The 22484-nt window shown below is 75.1% G+C and carries 22 protein-coding genes and 3 pseudogenes; 8 read left to right on the forward strand and 17 right to left on the reverse strand.

Going from position 1 to position 22484, the window contains the following annotated elements:
• Positions 1-38: 38 nt before the first annotated feature.
• Together mfnA and P0R35_RS06215 are read left to right on the forward strand one after the other, a co-directional pair.
• Positions 39-1148 (forward strand): tyrosine decarboxylase MfnA, encoded by a 1110-nt coding sequence (gene mfnA / locus P0R35_RS06210; protein WP_284014334.1) that lies wholly within the window; start codon positions 39-41, stop codon positions 1146-1148.
• 158 nt (positions 1149-1306) lie between these two features.
• Positions 1307-1846, forward strand: coding sequence for a YqaA family protein (locus P0R35_RS06215; protein ID WP_284014573.1), 540 nt, complete (start codon positions 1307-1309; stop codon positions 1844-1846).
• Between the two features lie 30 nt (positions 1847-1876).
• Here P0R35_RS06215 and P0R35_RS06220 read toward each other — a convergent pair.
• From P0R35_RS06220 to P0R35_RS06235, 4 genes and pseudogenes are all read right to left on the reverse strand, one after another.
• Positions 1877-2975: pseudogene (locus P0R35_RS06220) on the reverse strand (DNA-methyltransferase).
• A 61-nt stretch (positions 2976-3036) separates the two neighbouring features.
• A complete protein-coding gene (locus P0R35_RS06225) occupies positions 3037-3393 on the reverse strand; it encodes a winged helix-turn-helix transcriptional regulator (RefSeq protein ID WP_284014335.1) in 357 nt (118 codons plus the stop codon).
• A gap of 78 nt (positions 3394-3471) precedes the next feature.
• Positions 3472-3783, reverse strand: coding sequence for a DUF7964 domain-containing protein (locus tag P0R35_RS06230; protein WP_284014336.1), 312 nt, complete (start codon positions 3781-3783; stop codon positions 3472-3474).
• Between the two features lie 78 nt (positions 3784-3861).
• Positions 3862-4104, reverse strand: coding sequence for a YbaK/EbsC family protein (locus P0R35_RS06235; protein ID WP_284014337.1), 243 nt, complete (start codon positions 4102-4104; stop codon positions 3862-3864).
• Positions 4105-4206: 102 nt separating this feature from the next.
• Between P0R35_RS06235 and metG the strand changes: the two genes are divergently transcribed.
• The gene (gene metG / locus P0R35_RS06240; RefSeq protein WP_284014338.1) at positions 4207-6294 is read left to right on the forward strand and encodes a methionine--tRNA ligase; all 2088 of its coding nucleotides are present in this window, start codon (positions 4207-4209) and stop codon (positions 6292-6294) included.
• Positions 6295-6481: 187 nt separating this feature from the next.
• Here the strand turns inward: metG and P0R35_RS06245 are convergent, their stop codons facing one another.
• Together P0R35_RS06245 and P0R35_RS06250 are read right to left on the reverse strand one after the other, a co-directional pair.
• The gene (locus P0R35_RS06245) at positions 6482-7333 is read right to left on the reverse strand and encodes a VOC family protein (protein WP_284014339.1); all 852 of its coding nucleotides are present in this window, start codon (positions 7331-7333) and stop codon (positions 6482-6484) included.
• A gap of 78 nt (positions 7334-7411) precedes the next feature.
• Entirely contained in the window at positions 7412-8533 is a 1122-nt protein-coding gene (locus P0R35_RS06250) for an MFS transporter (protein ID WP_284014574.1), read from the reverse strand.
• Positions 8534-8694: 161 nt separating this feature from the next.
• On the opposite strand from P0R35_RS06250, the gene P0R35_RS06255 reads away from it, so the two are divergent.
• From P0R35_RS06255 to P0R35_RS06275, 5 genes are all read left to right on the forward strand, one after another.
• Positions 8695-8865 (forward strand): HVO_0758 family zinc finger protein, encoded by a 171-nt coding sequence (locus P0R35_RS06255; protein WP_284014340.1) that lies wholly within the window; start codon positions 8695-8697, stop codon positions 8863-8865.
• A 180-nt stretch (positions 8866-9045) separates the two neighbouring features.
• On the forward strand, positions 9046-10038 hold the full coding sequence (locus P0R35_RS06260) for an ABC transporter ATP-binding protein (RefSeq protein ID WP_284014341.1): 993 nt from the start codon (positions 9046-9048) through the stop codon (positions 10036-10038).
• Complete coding sequence (locus P0R35_RS06265; protein ID WP_284014342.1) at positions 10035-10904, forward strand: ABC transporter permease; 870 nt, start codon at positions 10035-10037, stop codon at positions 10902-10904. The genes P0R35_RS06260 and P0R35_RS06265 overlap by 4 nt, the downstream gene beginning before the upstream one ends.
• Before the next feature lie 65 nt (positions 10905-10969).
• Positions 10970-11362, forward strand: coding sequence for an ArsR/SmtB family transcription factor (locus P0R35_RS06270; protein ID WP_284014343.1), 393 nt, complete (start codon positions 10970-10972; stop codon positions 11360-11362).
• Positions 11359-12099, forward strand: coding sequence for a hypothetical protein (locus tag P0R35_RS06275; RefSeq protein WP_284014344.1), 741 nt, complete (start codon positions 11359-11361; stop codon positions 12097-12099). The genes P0R35_RS06270 and P0R35_RS06275 overlap by 4 nt, the downstream gene beginning before the upstream one ends.
• Before the next feature lie 6 nt (positions 12100-12105).
• On the opposite strand, the pseudogene P0R35_RS06280 reads toward P0R35_RS06275, so the two are convergent.
• The 11 genes and pseudogenes from P0R35_RS06280 to P0R35_RS06335 all read right to left on the reverse strand — a co-directional run bounded on the left by P0R35_RS06280 (position 12106) and on the right by P0R35_RS06335 (position 22176).
• A pseudogene (locus tag P0R35_RS06280) lies at positions 12106-13211 on the reverse strand (aldo/keto reductase).
• 66 nt (positions 13212-13277) lie between these two features.
• Positions 13278-14444 (reverse strand): DHH family phosphoesterase, encoded by a 1167-nt coding sequence (locus P0R35_RS06285; RefSeq protein WP_284014345.1) that lies wholly within the window; start codon positions 14442-14444, stop codon positions 13278-13280.
• Positions 14445-14485: 41 nt separating this feature from the next.
• Positions 14486-15376 carry an NAD(P)H-binding protein gene (locus tag P0R35_RS06290; RefSeq protein WP_284014346.1) on the reverse strand — a complete coding sequence of 297 codons (891 nt, stop codon included), beginning with the start codon at positions 15374-15376 and terminating at the stop codon, positions 14486-14488.
• Positions 15377-15379: 3 nt separating this feature from the next.
• Entirely contained in the window at positions 15380-15814 is a 435-nt protein-coding gene (locus P0R35_RS06295; protein WP_284014347.1) for a DUF5791 family protein, read from the reverse strand.
• A 35-nt stretch (positions 15815-15849) separates the two neighbouring features.
• Positions 15850-17953 (reverse strand): annotated as a pseudogene (locus P0R35_RS06305) (DUF7286 family protein).
• A complete protein-coding gene (locus tag P0R35_RS06310; RefSeq protein ID WP_284014350.1) occupies positions 17950-18942 on the reverse strand; it encodes a DUF7286 family protein in 993 nt (330 codons plus the stop codon). The pseudogene P0R35_RS06305 and the gene P0R35_RS06310 overlap by 4 nt, the downstream one beginning before the upstream one ends.
• A complete protein-coding gene (locus P0R35_RS06315; protein WP_432765044.1) occupies positions 18939-19736 on the reverse strand; it encodes a DUF7284 family protein in 798 nt (265 codons plus the stop codon). The genes P0R35_RS06310 and P0R35_RS06315 overlap by 4 nt, the downstream gene beginning before the upstream one ends.
• Positions 19733-20167 carry a DUF7285 family protein gene (locus P0R35_RS06320; RefSeq protein ID WP_284014352.1) on the reverse strand — a complete coding sequence of 145 codons (435 nt, stop codon included), beginning with the start codon at positions 20165-20167 and terminating at the stop codon, positions 19733-19735. The genes P0R35_RS06315 and P0R35_RS06320 overlap by 4 nt, the downstream gene beginning before the upstream one ends.
• Positions 20142-20621, reverse strand: coding sequence for a DUF7283 family protein (locus P0R35_RS06325; RefSeq protein WP_284014353.1), 480 nt, complete (start codon positions 20619-20621; stop codon positions 20142-20144). The genes P0R35_RS06320 and P0R35_RS06325 overlap by 26 nt, the downstream gene beginning before the upstream one ends.
• Before the next feature lie 44 nt (positions 20622-20665).
• Positions 20666-20854: a hypothetical protein gene (locus P0R35_RS06330; protein ID WP_284014354.1), complete on the reverse strand. Its 189-nt coding sequence runs from the start codon at positions 20852-20854 to the stop codon at positions 20666-20668.
• Entirely contained in the window at positions 20797-22176 is a 1380-nt protein-coding gene (locus P0R35_RS06335; protein WP_284014355.1) for a hypothetical protein, read from the reverse strand. The genes P0R35_RS06330 and P0R35_RS06335 overlap by 58 nt, the downstream gene beginning before the upstream one ends.
• Positions 22177-22484: the final 308 nt, after the last annotated feature.

Here is a 22484-nt window from a genome sequence, read left to right on the forward strand (position 1 = left end):
GGAACCCCTTTCGACCGCTCGGCCCGTTGTGCCTACGAATGCAGTCGTCCGTCCCCGAGCGCCGCCCGCAGTCGTTCGACCGGGTGCTCTCCTCGATGTGCACGGAGCCGCACCCGGCGGCCCGGCGCGCCGCCGAGCGGTTCCTCGCCACGAACCCCGGCGACCCCGCGACGTACGCGTCGGTCGCGGAGCTGGAGCGCGAGGTCGTCGCCGGCCTCGCCGGCGTGACGGGACTCCCGGACGCCGTCGACGCCGCCGCCCCGGGCGAGCTCGCCGCCCACGGCTATGTCACCAGCGGCGGGACGGAGTCGAACCTCCAGGCGGTCCGGTCGGCCCGCGACCGCGCCGGCGGGGGCGGCACGGGCGACGCCGTCGTCGTCGCCCCCGAGTCCGCGCACTTCAGCTTCCACAAGGCCGCGTCGGTCCTGGGCGTCGAGTTGCGGACCGTCCCCGTCGACGACGACGGCCGCGCCGACGCCGACGCCGCGGCGGCCGCCCTCGACGACGACGCCGCCCTCCTCGTCGGCGTCGCGGGCACCACCGAGTACGGCCGCGTCGACCCGATCCCCGCGCTCGCCGACCTGGCGGCCGACGCGGGCGTCCCCCTCCACGTCGACGCCGCGTGGGGCGGGTTCTACCTCCCCTTCTCGGGGCACGACTGGGGGTTCGAGGTGGCGGGCGTCGACACCGTGACGATCGACCCGCACAAGGTGGGGCGCGCGGCGGTGCCCGCCGGCGGCCTGTTGGCGCGCGACCGCGCCGCCCTCGACGCGCTCGCGGTCGACACGCCGTATCTGGAGACGGCCTCGCAGGCGAGCCTCACGGGGACGCGGTCGGGCGCGGGCGTCGCGAGCGCGGCCGCCGCGCTCGGGGAACTGTGGCCCGACGGCTACCGCGCGGAGTACGAGCGGGCGAGCGACCTCGCGGCGTGGTTCGCCGACGAACTCGCGGGACGCGACGTGCCGGTCTTCGAGCCGGAGCTCCCGTTGGTCGCGTTCGACCTCCCCGAGTCGGTGTTCGCCGCCGTCCGCGAGCGGGGGTGGCGGCTCTCGCGCACGGGCGCCGGCGAGGCCCGCGTCGTCGTGATGCCGCACGTCTCCCGGGGGTCGCTGCGGGCGTTCCTCGACGACGTCGACGACCTGCTGTAGCCGACCGGACGGCGACCCGACACGAACCCTCGCCGGGAACCACCGGACTTATTCTCGGGTACGACCGGGTTCAGCACGTGACACCCGTCCCCGCCGCGCCGCCGGTCGGCGTGCTCGCGCCGGCGCTCGACCTCCTCGGATCGACGGCCCTCGTCGCGATGCCCGAGTGGTGGCCGACGTTCGACTGGCTCCAGCGCCTCGTCGAGACCGCGACCGGGTGGACGGGGCTGGGGATCATCTTCGTCTACTCGTTCCTGATCGCGTTCGCGCTCCCCGGCGTCAGCGAGATCGTGTTGCTGGCGCCGCTCGACCTCGGCTTGCCGCAGTGGGCGAAGCTCACCGTCATCATGATCGTCTCCGGGCTCGGGAAGGCCGCCGGCTCCGTGTTCGCGTTCCACATCGGGCAGGAGGCCAAGGAGTCCGGGCCGGTCATCCGGTGGCTCCGCAACTCCCGGTTCGACGTGATCGAGTGGTCCGAGAGCGCGACCGTCGAGCTGGCGCGCCGCTACGGCTACGCCGGCCTCGCCATCGCCCTGTGTGTCCCGTTCTTCCCCGACACGCTCTCCATCTACGCGTTCGCGGTGCTGGAGCGCGACTACGTCCGCTTCGCCGCCGCGACGTTCGTCGGCAGCGTCGGCCGCCTGCTCGTCACGCTCGCGCTGTTCGGCGTCGGCTCGCTCACGCTCGGTCTGTTCTGAGGCGCCCGCCGGGCGAGTCGTCGCGGCCGCTCACTCCTCGCCGTCGAGCGCGCGGTGGCGGACACGGTAGCCGCCCGGCGTCGGCGAGACGGCGTCGGCGGTGTACACGCGGATCTCCCGTTCTGCCTTCGTGACGACCGGGAAGTCGTAGTGGGTCGCCTCGTACCCCGGCGGCTCCGCGCGCCCGGCGACGAACGCCCGGTGGTCGCGCAGCCGACGCCGTCCGCGCTCGGTCGCGACCGCCGGCAGCCGCGCCGCGCGGTCGTCGAAGGCCGCCGCGAACCGCGGGTCGCGCTCGACGCCGACGGAGTCGCGGCCGGCCGCCATCGCCGCCAGCGTCGTCGTTCCCGTGCCCCAGAACGGGTCGAGCACGCGGTCCCCGTACGTCGAGTACATCGCGATCAGGCGGTACGGCAGCTCGAACGGGAAGGCCGCCGAGCGCTCGCGGGGCGCGCCGGCGTCGAGCGACTGGTCGGCGCCGCGGAGGTCGTCCCAGGTGTCGGAGAACCACCGGTTGCGCTCCTCCCAGAAGTACGCCGAGGCGTACCGCGCGTCGTCGCCGGCGGCGAACGACCGGCCGTCGCCGTTGCGGAACACGAGGACGTGCTCGTGTTCGAGGGTGACGTAGGCGTTCGGCGGGAGCGTCCCGCTGCCCATGAACTTCGTCGGCGCGTTCGTCGGCTTGCGCCACAACACGCCCGGGAGCCGGTCGAGCCCGTTCGCGCCGAGCGCGTCGGCGACGCGGGTCGCGTTGTCCCACAGGCGAAAGCGGCCGCCGATCGACCGGGTGGCGTCGCCGACGTCGACGCAGGCGACCCCCGGGCGCGAGGACGCGCGCGACCTCCGCCCACGCCGGCGCCAGCGCCTCGTGCATCGCCGCGAACGCGCGCTCGGCGGCCGCCGGGTCGTCGTCCTCGCCCGCGGTCGCGAGCGCCTCGCCGACGCGGGGCTCCAACGCCGCGAACAGGTCGTCCCACTGCTCGACCATCGGGTACGGCGGCGACGTGACGACGAGGTCGACGCTGTCGTCCGGCAGCGGGAGCGCGCGCGCGTCGCCGACGCTCACCACGTGGGTCGTCTCGAAGGCGTCGTCGGTCCCCGGCGTCCCGCCAGCGTCGTCGCCGCTCATCGGTGCATCGGTTCGGCTGGCGAGACGGGGACGAATAAACCCCCGCGGTTCGGCCGGCGGCCTACGCGTCGCAGGTGTCGAGCCACTCGCCGGCCCACGACTCGACCTCGCGGAACACCACCGACAGCGACTCGCCCTTCGGCGTCAGCGAGTAGTACGTCGCCACCGGGGCGTCCGGTTCCATCCGCTTCTCGACGAACTCCATCTCGCGCAGGTCGTCGAGCACGCGCGACAGCGTCCGCGCGCTCGCGTCCGTCGACCGCTTCAGTTCGTTGAACCGCTTCTCGCCGTCGAGGAGGTCGTGCAGCACCACCAGCCGCCACTTCGACCCGACCTGTTCGAGCGCGTCGACCACCGGACACGGCCCGGCGTCGAGCGACCCGGCGGACTCCGTCGACCGCGGTTCTTCTACTGCCATCGCTCCTCCATACACCCGCCCCGCTAATAGCGGTTCGGATCCGAACCGGGTTACATCGGACAATCGCGTGTCACGACGTCACCGGTCGCCCGGGTCCGCGTCGTCGGTCGGCGCCGTCGCCGCCCGCCGCGCCTCCCAGTTCTTCAGCGCGTCGCGGACCGCCGCGAGGTCCGCCGGGTCGCCCGCCTCGCGGCTGTCGACGACCGACCACCCGTCGTCCGGGTCGTAGCCGAGGCCGAAGATGGTGTCGCCGGCCTGCACGGCCAACGCCCGGATGTCGTCGTCGTCGACGCCGAGCGGCGCGGCCTCGGTGACGCTGTCGGCCTCGCGCAGCGCCTCCAGTTCGGCCGAACGGAGCCCTCGCGACGGGAGCGAGTCGATGATGGTCACGGCCGCAGTGACGACCGGCGCGGTGTTGAACGGTTCGACTCGGCCGCGGGTCGCCGATTCGATATCGCGGCGGGCGGTTTATGCCACTCGAACGTCGACACGACCGTGGGCGACGCGATCCGGCGGATACCGCCGGAGACAGCGCGAAATCGGCGTCCGGCGTCCCTGCGGCCCCCAGATCCGGTCGTGGTCCAGCAGCGAGTCGTCGGGGTACGTCGGAAGCGACTCGTCGCGGCCGAACGGCGGGACGCCGCCGATGCTCCAGCCGGTCGCCGCCTCGACCGGGTCCGGGCTCGCGGTGTCGACGGCGTCGGCCTCCACCGGCCGTGAAGCCCGGGGGGCGGGACGGTCTCGACGACGCCCACGGCGGGGACCCTCGCCCGATTCGGCGGGCTTTAGGCCCGCATCCACCACACGACATCCATGAGCGACCACCAAGCCACACACGAGGCGTTCCCGACGGGCGCGCCCGCGGTGGTGACGTGCGGCCTGCCGTACGCGAACGGCGACCTGCACATCGGCCACCTCCGCACGTACGTCGGCGGCGACGTGTACTCGCGCGCGCTCGAATCGCTCGGGCAGCAGACCGCGTTCGTCTGCGGGTCGGACATGCACGGCACCCCCATCGCCGTGCAGGCGATCGAGGAAGGCGTCGACCCCGAGGCGTTCGCGCTGGAGTGGCACGAGCAGTACGCCGAGACGTTCCCGAAGTTCGGCGTCGAGTTCGACAACTACGGCCACACCCACGACGACACGAACCGCGAACTCACGTACGACATCGTCGAGCGACTGGAGGCCGAGGGGTACGTGTACGAGAAGGAGATCAAGGTCGCGTGGGACCCGGTCGACGAACAGCCGCTCCCCGACCGCTACGTCGAGGGGACGTGTCCGTACTGCGGCGAGCACGCCCGCGGCGACGAGTGCGACGAGGGGTGCGGGCGCCACCTCGAGCCCGGCGAGATCGAAGACCCCGTCTCGACCATCTCGGGCAACCCCGCCGAGTACCGCGACCGCGCACACAAGTTCTTCGAGGTCTCCGAGTTGTCCGAGTACCTCGACGGCTTCCTCGACCGGCTCGAGGGCACCTCGAACGCCCGCAACCAGCCCCGCCAGTGGCTCGAAGACGGGCTGCAGGACTGGTGTATCACGCGCGACCTCGACTGGGGGTTCGACTACCCGGGGGAGGACGACCTCGTCCTGTACGTGTGGGTCGACGCGCCCATCGAGTACATCGCCTCGACGAAACAGTACACCGAGCGCGTCGGCGCCGACGAGTACGACTGGGCGGAGGCGTGGCGCGAGGACGGCGAGATCGTCCACGTCATCGGGCGCGACATCATCCAGCACCACACCATCTTCTGGCCGGCGATGCTGGAGGTCGCCGACTACGTCGAGCCGCGCGCGGTGCTGGCGAGCGGGTTCATGACGCTCGGCGGCAAGGGGTTCTCGACCTCGCGCAACCGGGCGGTGTGGGCCCGCGAGTACCTCGACGAGGGGTTCCACCCGGACCTGCTGCGCTACTACCTCGCCACCAACGGCGGGTTCCAGCAGGACGTCGACTTCTCGTGGGAGAAGTTCCGCGACCGTGTCAACAACGAACTCGTGGGCACGGTCGGTAACTTCATCTACCGCTCGCTGCTGTTCGCCCACCGCAACTTCGAGGGGACGCCCGAGGCGGACGTGAGCGAGGAGGTCGAGGCCCGCGTTCGGGAGGCGATCGACGACTTCGAAGCCGGCGTGAACGACTACTCCGTCCGCGCGGTCGGCAACGCGACGGTCGAGTTGGCCCGCTTCGGCAACGAGTACATCCAGCGCGAGGAGCCGTGGAACCTCGTCGGCGAGGACGACGAGGCCGCCGCGCAGGTGATCCGCGACTGCGTCCAGATCGCGAAGGCGGTCGCCGTCCTCTTCGAACCCATCGCCCCCGACACGAGCGAGGAGTTGTGGGACCAACTCGGCGAGGACGGCTCCGTCCACGACGTGACGGTCGACGCCGCGCTGGAGGCGCCGCCGCGCGACTTCGGCGCACCCGCGGAACTGTACGAGAAGATCGAGGCCGAGCGCGTCGAAGAACTCAACGAGAAGCTCGCGGCGCGGGTCGCCGAGGCGACCGCCGACGACGCCGGAACCGAAACCGACGAGTCGGACGCGGACGGCGAAGGTGACGTGAGCGACATCGAGCCCGTCGCCGACGACCGCATCAGCTTCGACGAGTTCCAGGGCCTCGACCTGCGCGTCGCCGAGATCGTCGCCGCAGAGCCGATCGAGGACTCCGACAACCTCGTGAAACTCACCGTCGACATCGGCCTCGAGGAGCGCCAGATCGTCGCCGGCATCAAACAGCTCCACGACGTCGACGACCTCCCCGGCACGAAGGTCGTCGTCGTCGCGAACCTGGAGAAGGCCGAACTGTTCGGCCACGAGTCGAACGGCATGCTGCTGGCCGCGGGCGAGGACGCCGACCTGCTGACGACGTACGGCGACTCCCCGGTCGGCACGAAGATCCGGTAACGCCGACTCGACGACCGTTCTTCAGCCGCCACCCCGTCCGCGAGCGGCGTTGCTGGCCGTTTCTCGGTCCCCGGGCACCTCGCGCAGGGAAGGCCCGATCGTAGTCGTACACCTCATACTGCGATACAAAATGGGTGAGCCGAGACGAACCTCCAGCGACGAGGCGGCACGGAAGGGGCCCCTCGGATCAGTCGACGAGCACGCGGACCGAGACGCCGTCCGGGCCGGACGCGACGAGCGCGTCGCCGTCGGCGCGGAACGCGACCCCGGCGTCGGCGAGTCCGGATCGGACTGCACCGAGCGCCGTCCCGTCGGAGACGACGACCTCGAACTCGCGGAGCCCGCGTCCGGTCGCGGGTGCGGTCCGGTCGTTCCACGTGTTCAAGCCGACGTGGTGGTGGTAGCCACCCGCGGCGACGAACAGCGCCTCGGCCTCCCAGCGTTGGCGCACGTCGAACCCGAGCGCGTCGACGTAGAACGCCTCCGCCGCGTCGAGGTCGGTCACTTCGAGGTGGACGTGGCCGACGGTCGTGTCGTCGGGGGCCGGGTCGCCTGCGGTGTCGAACTCGCCCGCGCGGTCGGTGAGTAGCGACGCCACGTCGAGCGGGAGCGTGTCCATCTCGACGCGCCCGTCGGTCTCGGGCCACGCCTCGCGCGGGCGGTCGCGGTACAACTCGACGCCGTTCCCCTCGGGGTCGCGGAGGTACAGCGCCTCGCTGACGCGGTGGTCGGAGGCGCCGCCGATCCGGGCCCCCGCCTCACGGGCACGGGCGAGCGCGTCGCCGAGTGCCCCGCGGGACGGGTACAGGAACGCGGTGTGGAACAGCCCCGCGGCGTCCGCCGGTCGGGGTCCGGCCTCGGGGTCACGGTCGAGTTCCAGCAGCGTCGCGTCGGCGGTCCCGAGGCTGGCGCGGTCGTCGTCGCGCTCGCGGACGGTGAGGCCGACGACGTCGCGATAGAACGCGACGACGGCGTCGAGGTCGGAGACGGCGAGCGTGACGCGGCCGATCCGAGCCGCCGGGTCGATGGTGTTCGACATACCGTACCTCCGTCGACGACCCCAATAGCCGTGGCGTCGCCGGCGGCGTGATCCCGGCGGTGGTGTCGCGGCCCTCCCTCACTCCGGGAGCCACGACGCACGCTGTGCCGCGAGGAGGCCGACGAGGAGGACGACCAACCCGGCCGCGGCGGTCCCGAACACGACGTCGTAGGCGAACCCGGCGCCCCGGAGCGCGCCGACGACCGAGGACCCGGCGGCCTGCACGATCATCATCGACGCCGAGTAGACGGCGTACGCCGAGCCGCGGGTCGCGTCCGGGAGCGTGTCGAGCAGGTACGTGTCCATCGCGGGGAACAGCGAGTGGATCACGTAGCCCGTCAGCGCCGACACGGCGAGCAGGGGGACCAGCCCGGTGGTCGTGACGAGCGCGAACAGGCACGCGATGAACGCCCCGAGCACCCCCAGCAGGTACGGCACGTGCGGGAGGCGGTCGGCGAGGCGCCCGGAGACGAGGAACGCGGGGACGCCGGCCGCGAACACCACGGTGAGGGCGTTGCGGGCGACGGCCGGCGCCAGCCCCTTGTCGAGCATGTACAGCTCGTAGAAGTTGAACACGCCCTGCCAGACGAAGCCGGCGACACCGAGGATCAGAACGCCCGTGAGCACGGTGCGCCACTCGGTCCGGGCGGCGCCGAGCAGGTCGCGGTCGTCGGCGCCGGCCTCCGGGAGGTCCGCGCCCCGGGCGGTGACGAACAGCACCGCCGTGACGATGGCGGCGGCCACCGCGATGATCGCGAACACCGCCCGCCACCCCTCGACGGCCGCGATGCCGAGCCCCAGCGCGACGGTGACGAACGGGGCGGCCGCGACGGCGGCCAGCTGGCTCGCGGTGCCGTGGATCCCCATGACGCGGCCGACCGTCTCGGGGAACAGCTCCGAGACGAGGGGGTTGCCGGCGATGAAGTAGACGCCGGAGGCGAGCCCCATCCCCACGGCGGCGACCATCAGCACGTCGATGCCGGGCGCGAGGCTCGCGAACGTCGACGCCAGCGTGAGGACGGCCCCCGCGGCGAGGACGACGTAGTGGCGGGGCACCCGCGTGAGGAGCCAGCCGACCGGGAGCCGGGGCGCCGCGCTCCCGACCCACACGAGCGTGACGAGCAGGCCCGCGGTCGCCTCGCCGATGCCGAAGGTGTCGATGAACTCCGACAGCAGCGGCGCGAACACGACCCGCGCCATGTTGACGAGGAAGACGCTCGCACACAGTGTTCCGAACAGCCGGCGCCTGGACACGGTGTCCGGTTCGAGCGACCGGGGTCAAGCCTTCCGACTCGCCGGCGCCGTGTGCGTCGGTCGCAGGCAACGCCGTGTTTTTGTGCCCCACGCGACAACGCCGAGGCGTGAAGTCGACACGGAAGGGACTCCGGGAGGGCGAGTTGGAGAAGGACAACTACGAACGGCTGCTGTGTGCGGACTGCGGCAAGTCGCTGGCGAAGGAGAACCCGCCGGACGAGGTGTACTCGCTCAGACGGTGTCCCGACTGCGGCCGCGAGTGGAAAGAACTGCGCTGAGTACCCGACCCGACCCCCGCACCCCTCCCAGCCCTTCCCCCCCGCCCGCACGGTCGCCCTCCCCGGTTCCGCCGGGCGGGCGCGTCGGCGCTCGTTTCTCGTATTTAACTGTTGGTGTCGCTGTCTCCGTCAGCGACCGTCGGCCGCCGCTACGACCCCCCCGGGCGGAAGGGACGGTCGATGTCAGCCATCACCATCGACTCGCTCCGCAAGGAGTACGGCGACACATTCGCCGTCGACGGACTGTCGCTGTCGGTCGCGCCGGGCGAGGTGTTCGGCTTCCTCGGCCCGAACGGCGCCGGGAAGTCGACGACGATCGACGCGCTGCTCGGCTACGTCCGGCCCACCGCCGGGACGATCACGGTTCTCGGGCGGGACGCGGCGACCGAGTCGCGCGCGGTTCGGGAGGCCGTCGGCGTCCTCCCCGACGGGTACGCGCTGTACGACCGGCTGACGGCCCGCGAACACGTGGCGATGGCGGCGTCGTTCCGAGGAGGGGACGACGACCCCGAGGCGGTCCTCTCGCGGGTCGGCCTCGCCGACGCCGCCGACCGGCGTGCGGGCGGCTTCTCGAAGGGGATGGCCCAACGGCTCGCGCTCGGGATGGCGCTCGTGGGCGACCCCGACGTGCTGGTGTTCGACGAGCCCTCCTCGGGGCTCGACCCGACCGGGATCGCGGCCCTCCGGCGGATCGTCGCCGCGGAGGCCGACCGGGGGACGACCGTGTTCTTCTCCAGCCACGACCTCGCGCAGGTGGAGGCCACCTGCGACCGGGTCGCCATCGTGGACGACGGCCGACTCGTCGCCCTCGACACCGTCGCGGGGCTCCGCGAGCGGTACGGCGCGCTCGCCACGTTGTCGGTCGCGGCCGACCCGCTCCCCGACCTCGCTCCGCTCCGGGCGCTGGAGGGCGTCGCGAGCGTCGCCGTCGACGGCGACCGGGTCGTGTGTCGCTGCACGAGCGCCGACGCGAAGGTCCGCGCGCTCCGCGCCGTCTTCGACGGGGACTGCCGTGTCCGCGACGTCGACGTCGAGCCGGCGTCGCTGGAGGACCTGTTCGCCGCGTCGGTCGGCGAGTCCGGGCGCACCGACGAAGCCGACGATCCCGCGCCCGCAGCGGCGCCCGCCGGGGCCGGACCCTACGCGACGACCGCGACGGGGGAGGGCGAATGAGCGTCCGCGGCGTCGCCCGCGTCGACCTCCGGACCGCCGTCCGGTCGCGGATGGTGTGGTGGCTCACGGGCGTCCTCACCGTCCTGTCCGTACTCGGGACCTCGCTGGTCGCGCTGCTGGGCGTCGAAGGCGCGACGGCGGTCGACGCCGTCGGAACGCTGTCGCTCCCGGCGGTGTTGCTCGTCCCGCTGGCGTCGATCGTGGTCGGCTACGTGGCCGTGGTGGGCGAACGTCGCTCGGGCAGCCTCAAGCTGCTCCTCGGCTTCCCGGTGTCGCGAGCGGCCGTGGTCGCGGGGAAGCTGGCGGCGCGGACGGCGACCGTCGCGCTGGCCGTCCTCGTCGCGTTCGCGGCGTCGGGCGTCGTCGCCGGCCTCCTGTACGGCGGCGTCCCGGCGGGACGCTACGCGGCGTTCGCGCTCGCGACCGTCGGCCTCGGGGTCGCGTTCGCGGGCCTCGCGGTCGGCGTCTCCGCGGGCGTCGCCACCCGGGGCCGCGCGCTCGCGTTCGCGGTGGGCTCGTACCTGCTGTTGGTGCTGTTCTGGCAGCCCGTCGTCGCGGGCGTCCACTACGCCGCGACCGGAACCCTCCCGGGAGCGGTGGTGCCCGCGTGGTACCTGCTGCTCGAACGGCTCTCCCCGGTCGGCGCGTACCAGACGTTGATGCGGGCGGCGCTCGACACCGGCGCGACCGCCTCGGTGTTCGCGGTCCGCCCGCCCGCGGCGAGCGCGGCGCCGCTGTCGACTCAACTCGGCGGCGACCCCGTCCCGTGGTACCTGTCGGACGCGGCGGCCGCGCTCGTCCTGTGCGCTTGGGCCGCGCTCCCCGTCGTCGTCGGCTACCTCCGCTTCCGGGGGCGGGACCTCTGACCGGGGGGAACCGGTGTCGCACGAAGCCGGCGGACTGATGGCCCACGACCGAGAGACCCCGACAGATGCGCGAGGAGGGTGACACCGGCGAGGTCGCGGACGACGCGACCGACGAGTTGGCGTCGGTCGCGGCCGTCCTCGACGACCCCCACGCCAGGGCGATCCTCGCCCACACCGCCCGCGAGCCGCTGTCGGCCGACGAGCTCGTCGACCGGATCGACGGCTCGCGCTCGACGGTGTACCGACGCGCCCAGCGGCTGGTGGCGTTGGACCTCGTGGCCGAGAGTCGCGAGATCGACCCCGACGGCCACCACTTCAGCACGTACCGCGCCCGCCTCGACCGCGTCACCGTCGACCTCGACGCCGACGGCTTCACCGTCAGCGTCGACCGCCATCCCGTGGAGGACGACGCGGTCGACCGACTGAACCGGCTGTTCGAACGACTCAACGGACCATGATCACCGTCGCACCCCCACAGGCCGCCGCCGCGGCCGCCGTTCCGCTCGCCCCGCCCGCACAGGCCGACGCCGCCGCCACGGTGCCGGAGCCGTTCGTCGGCGTGTTCGTCGCGGCGGTCGCCCTCTCGGTGCTGCTGGGCGTCGCGACCGCGACGCTCGCCGTCGTCCGCTACCGGCGTCGGGGCGACCCGTCGCTGCGGGCGTTCGTCGTCGGACTCGTCCTCGTCGCCGTCGCGCCCCTCCCGTTCCGGGTGTTCGTCGTCGGGACGGTCCCCGCGGTCGCGCGCGACGCCGCCCCGCCGGTGTTGCAGACGGCGGGGTTGCTCGCGCTCCTCGTCGCCATGTACGGCGACCCGAGGACGGAGGGCCACCGCTGGCGGGAGGCGGTCGCCGCCCGGGACGCCGTCGTCGTCGCGCTCGCGCTGGCGGCGGCGGTCGCCACGGTCGCCCTCGCCGCCCGCTACGAGTCGAGCGTGGCGGTGCTCTCGGCCGCCGGCGTCGTGGTCGCGCTGTCGGCGACGGTCGCCGGACAGGCCGCGCGGGCCGCCTATCGCTACCGCTCCCGGTCGATGGCGACGCTGTCGGCGGGCATTCTCCTGCTCGCGACGCTGCCGGTGCCGGTGGGGGCGCTGCTCCGTACCGCCGGGTCGGTCGACGGCGCGCTCGCCGTCGGCGTCGTCACCGGCGCCATCCTGCTCGGCGAGGCGGCGATGTTCGCGACGCTCGCGTTCAGGTGACTCGCCCTACTCGAACACCGCGTCGAACGCCGACGCGCCCAGCGGGTCGAACGTCCCCGCGGCGACGTTCTCGCGGACGTGCTCGACCCGGCCGCAGCCGACCAGCGCCGCGGTGACCGCCGGCGCCGACCGCGCGAAGTTGAGCGCCCGCTGGGCGGGGGTGTCGCCGGCGAGTTCCGCGGCGACTTCGGCCGGGATCGCGCCCTCGACGGCGAGGTCGCCCTGTCCGATGCTGGCCGAGGCGAACACCGACAGTCCCTCCCGGTGGCAGAACTCCAGCGCGCTCACCGGGCCGTCGGGGGCGTCGGCGTCGTGTGCGGCCACGGTGAACGCGTCGGCCATCCGGACGTTGAACGGGAGTTGGACCGCCCGGAGGCCGTGGTCGGCGGGGTCGTCCCGGACCGTCTCGGCGGCCGCCTCGGCGCGGGCGAGCACCGCCGCCAGATCGAGGTGGGCGTCGTGGTCGCGCGGCACGCGGAACGCCTCCCACGTCGCGACGCCGTAGGCGCCGACGCCCCCGCGGCGCGGCGCCGCTCCAGCGTCTCGAAGGCGGCCTCCAGCCGGTCGTACACGGCCTCGCGGTCGCGGACGGCCAACTGGGTCTCGGGGTTGTGGACGTAGTAGCAGTCGAGGCGGTCGACGCCGACCGCCGCCAGCGATCGGTCGAGCATCGCGTCGAGGAAGTCGGGGGCGATGCAGTGGCTGCCGTGCGCGAGGTCGGCGGCGTCGACGAGGCCGGTGTCGAGGAACGTCTCGCGGACGTACCGCGAGGGGTCGGCGGGGCGCTCGCCGTCGAACGGGAGGAAGCCGGCCTTGCTGGCGAGGACGACCGATTCGCGGTCGACGCCCGACTCGTCGAGCGCCGCGCCGACGACGCGCTCCGAGCGGCCGCAGCGGTAGTTGCTCGCCGCGTCGACGAGGTTGATCCCGTTCGCGAGGGCGGCGGCGAGGGCCGCCCGGTAGCGGTCGTCGACGGCGTCCGTCGGGTCGCCGAGGTAGGTGCCGGCGCCGACGCTGGAGACGACGCCGGGGCCGAACCGGCGGAAGTAGGTGCGACCGAAGCGGTCGCCGAAGCGGTCGCGGTACCCCCACGTCCCGCTCGAAGTTGCCATGACGAAGCGAGCACGGCGGGCGGGAAAAGGGCTGTCGCTCGGCGGCGGCGCGGGCGGATCCGGCGGTCAGCGCTCGCCGTCCATCGCGTCGAACAGGCGGTCGATGAGCGCCTCGCGGCCGAGCACCGGCACCTCCTCGCTGCCGTCGGCGGTCACCTGCGGGCCGATCTGGCCGCCGCCCATGCGGGCGTGGCCGCCCGCGGAGGCGCTCTGCACGTCGCCGACGGCGCCCTCGAGCGCGCGCCCCATGTGGACGCGGTCGTCGCGCGAGCGCCCCGACAGGTGGACGGTCCCCTCCTTCTCGCCGAGGACGACCACCGCCGTGACGCCCTCCAGCCCGACGAGTTCGTCGGCCGCCTGCGGGATGGCGTCGACGTTCGACACGCGGCCGACGTCGCTGACGGCGAACGAGCCCCGCACCTCCCGGCCGGCGATGGCGCGCGCCTTCACGTCGAGCGCCTCCGTGCTGACCGCGGGGTCGGCGATGCGCTCCAGTTTGTCCTCGTCGACGCCGGGCTGGAGGTACGCGGCCGCCGAGAAGTCCGCGGCGGAGGCGCCGCGGGTCAGGCGGTTGGTGTCGGAGATGATCCCGTAGAGGAGCCCGGTCGCCGTCCGGGTCGACAGGCTCGCGCCGGTGACCTCCGTCTCGTGGGCGTCCGGCGGGATGGGCGTCGCGCCGGTGTCGCGGAAGTACTCCGCGAGGATGCTGGCGGCGGCGCCGTAGTCGGTTCGGACGTCGGTGTACGCCTCCCCGCTCCCCTCGCCGGGGTGGTGGTCGACGACCGCGAACGGGAGGACGCCGTCGGCGCCCGCGAACCCGCGCGCGACGTTGTGGTCGACGAGGACGACGGCCTCGCTCGTGAGGTCGGAGACGTGTTCGATCCGGTCGAGTTCCACGTCGAGGACGGTTCGGAACGCGCGGTTCTCCTGTCTGCGCACCTGGCCGGGGTACTGGATGGTCGCCTCCGTGTCGACGCTGTCGGCGAGTTCGGCGATGGCGATGCCGGCGGCCATCGCGTCGGCGTCGGGGTTCGGGTGGAGGAGCACGCTGACCGTCTCGCGCCCGGCGAGGAGCGCACGGAAGCGCTCGCCGGGCGTGCGGCGGAGCCGGCGGTACAGCGCGAGCGCGGCGACCAGCGCGAGCGCGCCCCCGGCGACCGCCACGACGAGCCGGGGGTTCGCCGCCACCAGCTCCCAGCTCTGCTGGAAGGCCCGCGTGCTCACCTGTGCCATAACGGCGCTATACGGCCCCCACATATGAAGGTACTACTCCCTTACCCGGCGAGAAAGCCCTCGATAGCGTCACGGTACCCCTCGCGGTACGTCGGGAACCGGAAGCCGTAGCCCAGTTCCCGGAGGTACGCGTTCGAACAGCGCTTGCTCGTGCGGACCCGGCGCTCGGCGGGCTCGGAGAGGTCGCCGGCCGCGATGCGCTCCTCCGTCGTGCGTTTCTCGGGGCGGTCGACCCCGCACTCGTCGGCGAGCCAGTCGGCGAACGCCCACTTGTCCGCCGGCTCGTCGTCGACGACGAGCACGGGCTCGCCGCGCGCGAGGTCCTCGACCAACAGGTGGCGGACCGCTCCCGCCGCGTCGTCCCGGTGGACCATGTTCAGGTAGCCCTCGGTGACCGGCCCCTCGATGTACCGTTCGAGCCGGTACCGGTCGGGACCGTACAGGCCGGCGAAGCGCGCCACGGTGCCGTCGATGCCGGCGGCGTCCGCGTCCGCGAGGGCTACGCGCTCGGCCTCGGCGAGCACGCGCGTCTTGTCGGTCGTCGGCTCGAGCGGCGTCGATTCGTCGACCCAGTCCCCGCCGTGGTCGCCGTAGACGCCGGTGCTGGAGGTGTACACCAGCCGGTCGGGCGTCGCGGTACGCTCGGCGTACTCGCGAACGACGTTCGCTAACCCGTCGACGTAGACGGCGCGCGCCGCCGCGGCGCCGCGGCCGCCGGAGCTGGCGGCGAACACCACCGCGTCGGTGTCCGGGAGCGCCGCCAGCGAGTCGGGGTCGGTCGCGTCGGCGGCGACCGCCGTCGCGCCCGTCCCGGCGACGGCGTCGAGCCCCGACTCGGAGCGTCGCACCCCGACGACCTCGTGGTCGCGCTCCACGAGTTGGCGGGCGAGTTCGAGGCCGACGTAGCCACAGCCGACGACGGTGACGTGCATGGGTCAGGGGCTCCGGTCGACGATCAGCGCCTGCATCTCCGCGAGCTCGCCGAGCGTGAGCCGGGTGCGGCCCTCCAGCGCCTGCTGGACCTCCTGCCCGGTGAGGTCGGCGTCGATCTCGGCGGCGATCGTGTCGACGTCGAGGATCGCCGTCATCATCCCCATCATCAGGTGGTCGCGGACCTCGTAGTCGATGTCGTGGGCGGGGACCCCCGCCGAGCGTTCGAGGACCGCCGCCGCGTCCTCCAACCGGACGGCCGCGACCGCGTCGGGGTCGCCGCTCGCCATCGCCGCGACGGTCGCCTCGTCGACGCCGGTGTCGTCGGCGACGGCGGCCGCGTCGGCGCCCTCGAGGGCCGCCGACAGTTCCCGCGCGTACGCGGACAACAGGTCGCCTGCGGTCGCCCCGGCCGTGTCGTCGAGGGCGTCGTAGAGCATACCGACCTCTGGTCCCCGCGCCGGCAAAACCGTTGTCACTCCGGCGCCGTCGCGGGGCAGTTCGCCCGGGAGTCGGGCGGCCGGTCGGCGGCGACGGCCCACGGACACGGCCAGCCGGGCGAGCGCTCGTCGGCATCGCCGTTCACGTCGCCGACGCCGGCCGGGCCGGCCGGCACGACGGCGACCACGACGGTCCACGTCCGGAAGGCGACGCGTTCGTTCCGTCCGAGGCGGTCGGCGGTCCCGTCGCCGTCGACGTCGAGCGTGACGGGCGACCCGTCGCGGACGTACCGGATCCGGCCGTCGGCGCCGTCCGGTCCCGGCGCGGGCGCCGAGAGCGTGAACCGGGGGTACGCGCCCGCCACTTCCACGTCCCACACGTTCGCGGTGGCGTACCAGTAGCCCGGGACCGGCGCGACCGGCAGCCCAGCGAGCACGGGCGGGAGCTTCCCGCCCGCGTACTTGCGGTACAGCCGCTGGGTAGCGTTCTCGGCGGCCGTCGTCGCCGTGCGGCGGAGTGCGGCGCGCCGCCGTTCGCGCGTCTCGTCGACGGCGCCGGCCCGGACCCCTCGGGGACGGCCACGCTCGCGTCGGTGGCCGCCGCCGCCACCTCGACGCGGAGCCGGGTCGCGAGGCGGTCGCGGTCGGCGGGCGAGAGGTCGCCCGCGGCGGCGGCTTCGCGGCCGAGAGCGGTCGCGTACGAGCCGTTCACCGCCGCACGGACCCGACGGCCGGGAGTGGCCCACCGTGCCGAGGCCCGATCGACGGCCGCGACGCGCTCCCGCCGTGAGAGGGTCGTCTCCTCGACGAGCACCGTCGCCGCGCGGGCCTCGACCGTCGGGAACGCCGCGGCGACGCGGCGTCGCAGGGTGGCGCGGTCCCCTCCGTCGCGGCCCGCGATCCGGTCGCGTCGTCGCCCGCGACGAGGACCCGACCCGCTCGCGCGAGCGACGCCGTCCGGCGGGTCGGGAGCACGGCGTCGGTGACGGTGTCGGCGGCGTCGCCGGTCGGCAGCGCGAACAGGTTCGTGTTGCGCGCGACCAGCGGGTGGCCGCTCGTCCCCGGCTCGACGCTGTCGACGTGTGTGGCGTCGACGGCGGCCACGGGGAGGTACCCCGGCGTCGTCCGCGGCGTGAACGTCACCTCGCCGGCGTGCCACTCGCCGACCGGCGACGGCTCGGGGGCGGTGCCGCGGGCGGCGATGCGCGCGAGGTCGTCGAGGCCGCCGTCGGCCGCCGACCGGAGGCCGCCGACACGGTCGCGGTACGCGTCGTTGCGGCGTCCCGCGGCGTCGGCTCGTGCCGTCAGCGTGGCGATCACGGCGTCGAGGTACGCGGCCCTGGCGGCGACCCGCGCACGGTCGGCCGCGCCGTCGTACGCGGCGGGCGCGTCGACGAGGGCGGCACGCCGGTCGCGGAGCGTCGCCGCGAGCCGGGCCGGGGCGTTCGCCGTCCCCGCCGCGACCGCGTCGCGCGGCACGGCCACGGAGACGTCGCGGACCCGGTCGCGCAGCCCCGCGAGGTCCGCCTGGATCCAGTCGCGGAGCTCCTCGGGCGGCGTCCCCGCCACGGTTCGCTGCTCGACGCCGCCGCCCCCGCGGACCGCCGCCAACGCCGCGCGGTCCGCGCCGCCGTCGGAGAGGAGCGTCCCCCGCGCCTCGCGAGGCACGTCGGCGAGGTTCGGCCCGTCGACCGCGCCGCCGCGGACGAACACCGGATCCGTCGGTCGTCCCGGGCCCGGGAGGCCGGCCGGATCGTACCGCACGTCCACGACGACGCGGACGCGGTACCGAGTCGTCCGCACGGCGGTCGTCTCGCGGACGGTGCCGTCGCGGCCCCACCGTCTGGTCACGCGGTGGCGGACCGCGACCGTCCGTCGCTCGTCCGCGACGGCGCGAGCCGCCGGCGTCGGGTCGGACGACCGCTCCACGACGGCGTACTCGCGTTCCGTCGACGCCGAGCGGAACGTCCAGTTCGGGCCGGGCGGGTCAGGCTCCGGGAGCGCGGTTGCGGTCCGCCCGAGGACGGTCGCACGTCTCGTCGCCTCCGCGCGGTAGGCGCCGGCGACGACGTCGTCGAGGCCGACCGCGGCCTCGCCGTCGAGGACCGCGAGGAACGCCTCGTCGGCGGTGCGGTTCACCCCGACGCGGAGCGGCGGGGCCTCGCCCCGCCGACGGCCGGGTCGCCGGCGCCGACTTCCGGGGCCGACGACCCGCGTGTCGCGCGGTCGGCCGCGCCCAGCACGCGGTCGGCCCACGCGGGGCCGCGATCCATCGCGGGGACGAGCACGTCGCGTGCGGCGACGCGGCCGGTCGCCCGGACGAGCGCCGCCCGGCCCGCCGGATCGCTTCGGCCGAACGCGGCCGCCTGCGCCCGGAGCGCGGCGGCGTTCGTCGACAGTTCGACGTGCCGGTTCGCGAGCACGTTGGTCACGGGCGCGCCGCCGTACTGGGCGGCGCCCCGCGCCTGCGCCATCGCCCAGAGCCGCCACGTCAGCGCCCGCCCGAGCCCCGGTCCCTCGAACGGCGAGTTGTTCAGCCGCCGCTCGTACGCCTCGGTCCGCTCGTGCATCGCCAGCACTGGCACCGCGACGGCGACGCTGTAGTTCACGCGACGCGTGGCCACGGTCGCCCCGTCGCGCCGGGCCGTCAGGGTGACGTCGCGGACGACCACTCGCATCGCCGTGCCGTCGGCGAGCGGTTCGACCCGCACGCTGTCGATGGCGGCGGCGGCGTCGGCCGTCGAGTCGACGCCCGGTGTGGAGCCGCGGGCGGTGACCCCGCCGACGCGCGCGGTCGACCGCTCGACCGCCGTCGCCACGGCGAGCGCGACCCGGAGTCGGAGCGCGTCGCGGAACGGACTTGCGGGGTCCAGCGCGCGCCCGTACGTCGTGTTCGCCGGCTCCGTGACCGGGTTCCGTGCCGCCGTCCGCGCCGCGGCGGTCGCGGCGGCCCGGACGGCCGGGCGACCGGCGGCCTCCGCGCGGTCGAGCGCGTCCTCGGCCGCCGTGTCCACCACGACCGGCCCCGAGAGCGCGAGGGTGTTCGCGTACGCGACGCTCCCCAACAGGAGGACGACCCCGACGAGCGCGAAGGGGACGCGCCCGCGGTCGGCGTCGCGCCCGCTCACGGCTCCCACGTCCGGACGACGATCACCACTCGACGGGGCGTGTGCTCGCGCCCGGCGGCCGCGGTCGACCCGCGCGCTTCGGTCGTGCGCGCGGCGAGCGCGTCGGCGAGCACCCGGTTCGCTCGCTCGGGACCCCCGCGTTCGAGCGGCGTGACCGCGTCGACGCCGAGGCTCTCGCCGGCACGCCGGTACCGGTCGACGACCGCGGCCGTCGAGGGCGTGTCGCCCCGCGCCGCGGCCGCGATCCGTTCGGGCGGGAACAGCACCTCGACGGTCGTCGCCGCCGCGGTTCGCGTCCCGCCTCCGTCGAGTGCCCGGCCGACCGGGACCGTCACGTGGGTGGCACTGATCGGCGTCGCCGCCGGCGGACGCGGGCCCACGCGGACCCCGCCCGCGACGCCGACGCCGCGGAGCGGCCGCCACCGGACGCGGACCGACGTGCGCGGCCCGAGCGTGCGGGCGACGCGCCCGCGGACGGCCCGCAGGTAGTCGTCGGGCGTCGAGGAGAGGCGGGTGCCCTCGACGGTCGCCGACCGGACGGCGGCCCGCGCGAGGTGTTCCGCCAACGTCGCGTGTGCCACCCGCTCCGCCTCGGGCGACGAGGGGTCGTCGCTCGGGCCGACGCTGTAGCCGATCGTCGCCGTCGTAGCGAGCAGGGTGTCCGCAGCCCCGCCGGCTCTGTCGTCCGTCTCGACCCCCGTGTGGCCGCCGCCGGTGTCGACGTCGACGACGGTGACCGCCGCGGCGCTCACCAGCAGGAGCGCCAGACAGACGTCCAGCAGCGACCCGGTCATCCCCACACCGTCACGGCGAGTCGTCCGGGGCGGACCCGTCCGGGGCCGAGCGCGACGCCGACGCGGCGCTCCGAGCGCGCGACGCCCGATAGCGAGCGGTCCGAGGTGCCGGGGGCCGACGGTCGCGGCGGGCCGACCGTCCAGCGGTCACCCCCGGCCGATACGGTGACGTTCGCCCGCGCCGCGTCGCGGAGGGCGGCCGCGTCGAGCGCGAGCAGTCGGTCCGGGGACACGACGCCGGCGACGGTCACGCGGTCGTGGACGCGGTCGAGCGTCGCGGCGGCCCGGGGGCGGTCGCTCCCGTCCGGAACGCCGCCGAGCACGACGGCGTACGCCGACAGCCCGAGCGACAGCGCGAGGACGGCCGCGAGCGCGACGGTGGGCTGGGCCTGCCCCCGGCGCCGTTCACGGGACGTGGACGAGCGTGACATCCGTCTCCCCCCACGAGACGTGCCGGACGTGGACGGTCCGGCCGGCGGTCCAGTTCGCGTCCCGTCCGGCGGTCGCCCTCGCGTCCGCGACCGCGTCGGCGAACGCGTCGGGCGAGTCGAACGCCCGCCCGGGCGGGTCGCCGAGCACGACGCCGGCCAGCGGGGTCGCCGCCGGAACCGGGACAATGCCGGCGGCGGCGAGCCGGGCCGTCGCCGTCCCGCCGTCCGATCGGAGCGCCACCGTCCCCGTCGTGATCCGGACGGCGTCGGCGCCGAGTCGGTACCGCGCGGCGGCCGGCGGGTCGGCCGCGGCGACCGTCTCGACCGTGGCGGCCACGTCGGCCGCGTCCGGCGGCGGGGCGGTCGGGAGCGACGCGACGACGCCCAGGAACGCCGCGGCCGCCACGGCGAGTCCGAGCCACGCGTACCAGCCTTCGAGGGGTGCGTCGAACACGCGACGGGGTGGTCCCGTTTCCGTACTTGAACGCTCGGGTCGGGTCACCCGACCAGCGCCGCGACGACGAGGTGGCCGGCGACGAACGCGCCGGTGGCCGTCAGGAGCGCGATGCCGACCCGGTAGCCCGTGCGGACGAGATCCGGGCCGTACTCGAGCGCGGTCGCGAGGGCGGTCAACACGACGGCCAGCGACAGCACGTACAGGCCGACCGCGGGCCCCACGAGCGACACGGACAGCGCCGTCGTGGAGCCCGCGGCGGCCCCGCCGCCCGCCGCCGCTCCGCTCGTCGGAGCTCCCGCCGCGCCCAGTCCCGTGAGGCCGTCGAGCCGGCCGGCGAGCGCGACCGTCGCGCCGCCGACCAGCGGGCCGAACAACGCCGCCGTGTCCCGGAGCGTTCGCGTGACGCTCCCGAGTTCGCGCCGCGCCTCCCGCTCGCTGGCCGCCAGCGCGTCCAGCCGCTCGGCGTGGCCGACGAGCGCCTCCCCGCCGGAGCGCCCGCGGACACCGCCGCCCCGACGGCCGCGACGGCCGCCGCGGCGACGGGCCCGACGGAGCGACGCGGCCCGAACGGCCCGTCGGGACCGACGAACGCGCGCCGAACCGACGTGCCGAGCGCGCGCCGCCGCCGGGCCGCCGCCGCGAACGCCTCCCCGGTCGGCCCCGAGAGCCGGTCCGCGACCGCGGGGAGCGCCGCCTCGACCGGCTGTCCGCCGGCGACCCGCCTGCCGAGCACGGCGAGGGCGTCGCCGAGTCCGCGGTCGCGTCGTCGCACGCGCCGGCGGACCGCGCGGTACGGGTGGAGGAGGACGACGAGCGCGGTGCCGGCGCCGGCGCCGACCGCGAGGATCGGGCGGCCCCACGCGCCCACCAGCACGGGGGCGAGCGCCCACCCGGCCGCCGCCGCGGCGGCCGCACCGGCGAGGGCGTGTCCCCGCCGGTCGGGGACGCCGGGATGCGCCCCCGGCACCCGTGGCGTCGGGAGCGACACCGGGCGCCGGCCGAGCACCGACACGCTCGCCGCGACCAGTCCAAGCGGGAGCAGCAGGTCGTACACGGCGACGAACGCGGCCGGCGGCACGGGGACGCCCGCGGCGACGGCGGCCGGGAGCGTTCCGACGAGCGCGAGCGGCAGCAACACCCCGAACGCGTACAGTCCGGTGACGGGCCCCCGGAGCTCCCCGGCGAAGGCGGCCGCGCGGTCGCTGATGGCCGTCTCGACGGTCGCGACCGACCGGTCGAGGAGCCGCGCGCGGTCGCCGTCGGTGTCGGCCTCGAGGGCCTCGACGAGGAGCGCGGCGGCCCGGTCGAGCGCGGTCGCTCGGTCCGCCCACTCGTCGGCGAACGACCGGAGCCCGCCGTCGGCCGCCCCCTCGACGCTCGCCCGCTGGCCGTGGCGTCGGAGACTCCGGAACAGCGGCCGGTCGTCGACGCCGGCGGCGAACCGGACCGCCCGCTCCGGGACCGGCGCGAGGCGCAGCGACAGCGCGAGCGAACTCACGACCGTCGGCGCGTCGGCGACGGCCCGCGTCCGGAGGAGGGCCGCCAGCGCCACCGGCGTCCGACGGACCGTCGCGGACGCCGCGGAGCCGACGAGGAGGGCCCCGGCCGCGGACGCGGCGACGACGGCCGGACCGAGGGGGCGCCGACCCGGGTGTGGCGAGCGCACAGATACCGAGCCCGCCGACACCCCCGACCGCACCCCCGAGGAGGCCCGCCGACACGGCGGCCGCGGCGACCGCGTCGGCGGAGAGATCCGGGTCGAGAAACCGACACGCGCGGGCGAGCCCCGGATCGACGTCGGCGTCGGCATCGGTCGGTGCGAGCGGGGCCGGACAGGCGTCCGCGAGCGCGTGCAGGACC

Source organism: Halobaculum litoreum (assembly GCF_030127125.1).
GTDB classification, from domain to species: Archaea; Halobacteriota; Halobacteria; order Halobacteriales; family Haloferacaceae; genus Halobaculum; species Halobaculum litoreum.

Excerpts from the sequence above, each read along its gene's own strand:
- mfnA (WP_284014334.1), top strand. The coding sequence starts at position 39 with ATGCAGTCGTCCGTCCCCGAGCGCCGCCCGCAGTCGTTCGACCGGGTG.
- P0R35_RS06215 (WP_284014573.1), top strand. The coding sequence starts at position 1,307 with ATGCCCGAGTGGTGGCCGACGTTCGACTGGCTCCAGCGCCTCGTCGAG.
- P0R35_RS06225 (WP_284014335.1), bottom strand. The coding sequence starts at position 3,393 with ATGGCAGTAGAAGAACCGCGGTCGACGGAGTCCGCCGGGTCGCTCGAC.
- metG (WP_284014338.1), top strand. The coding sequence starts at position 4,207 with ATGAGCGACCACCAAGCCACACACGAGGCGTTCCCGACGGGCGCGCCC.
- P0R35_RS06245 (WP_284014339.1), bottom strand. The coding sequence starts at position 7,333 with ATGTCGAACACCATCGACCCGGCGGCTCGGATCGGCCGCGTCACGCTC.
- P0R35_RS06250 (WP_284014574.1), bottom strand. The coding sequence starts at position 8,533 with ATGGCGCGGGTCGTGTTCGCGCCGCTGCTGTCGGAGTTCATCGACACC.
- P0R35_RS06260 (WP_284014341.1), top strand. The coding sequence starts at position 9,046 with ATGTCAGCCATCACCATCGACTCGCTCCGCAAGGAGTACGGCGACACA.
- P0R35_RS06265 (WP_284014342.1), top strand. The coding sequence starts at position 10,035 with ATGAGCGTCCGCGGCGTCGCCCGCGTCGACCTCCGGACCGCCGTCCGG.
- P0R35_RS06270 (WP_284014343.1), top strand. The coding sequence starts at position 10,970 with ATGCGCGAGGAGGGTGACACCGGCGAGGTCGCGGACGACGCGACCGAC.
- P0R35_RS06275 (WP_284014344.1), top strand. The coding sequence starts at position 11,359 with ATGATCACCGTCGCACCCCCACAGGCCGCCGCCGCGGCCGCCGTTCCG.
- P0R35_RS06285 (WP_284014345.1), bottom strand. The coding sequence starts at position 14,444 with ATGGCACAGGTGAGCACGCGGGCCTTCCAGCAGAGCTGGGAGCTGGTG.
- P0R35_RS06290 (WP_284014346.1), bottom strand. The coding sequence starts at position 15,376 with ATGCACGTCACCGTCGTCGGCTGTGGCTACGTCGGCCTCGAACTCGCC.
- P0R35_RS06295 (WP_284014347.1), bottom strand. The coding sequence starts at position 15,814 with ATGCTCTACGACGCCCTCGACGACACGGCCGGGGCGACCGCAGGCGAC.
- P0R35_RS06315 (WP_432765044.1), bottom strand. The coding sequence starts at position 19,736 with ATGACCGGGTCGCTGCTGGACGTCTGTCTGGCGCTCCTGCTGGTGAGC.
- P0R35_RS06320 (WP_284014352.1), bottom strand. The coding sequence starts at position 20,167 with ATGTCACGCTCGTCCACGTCCCGTGAACGGCGCCGGGGGCAGGCCCAG.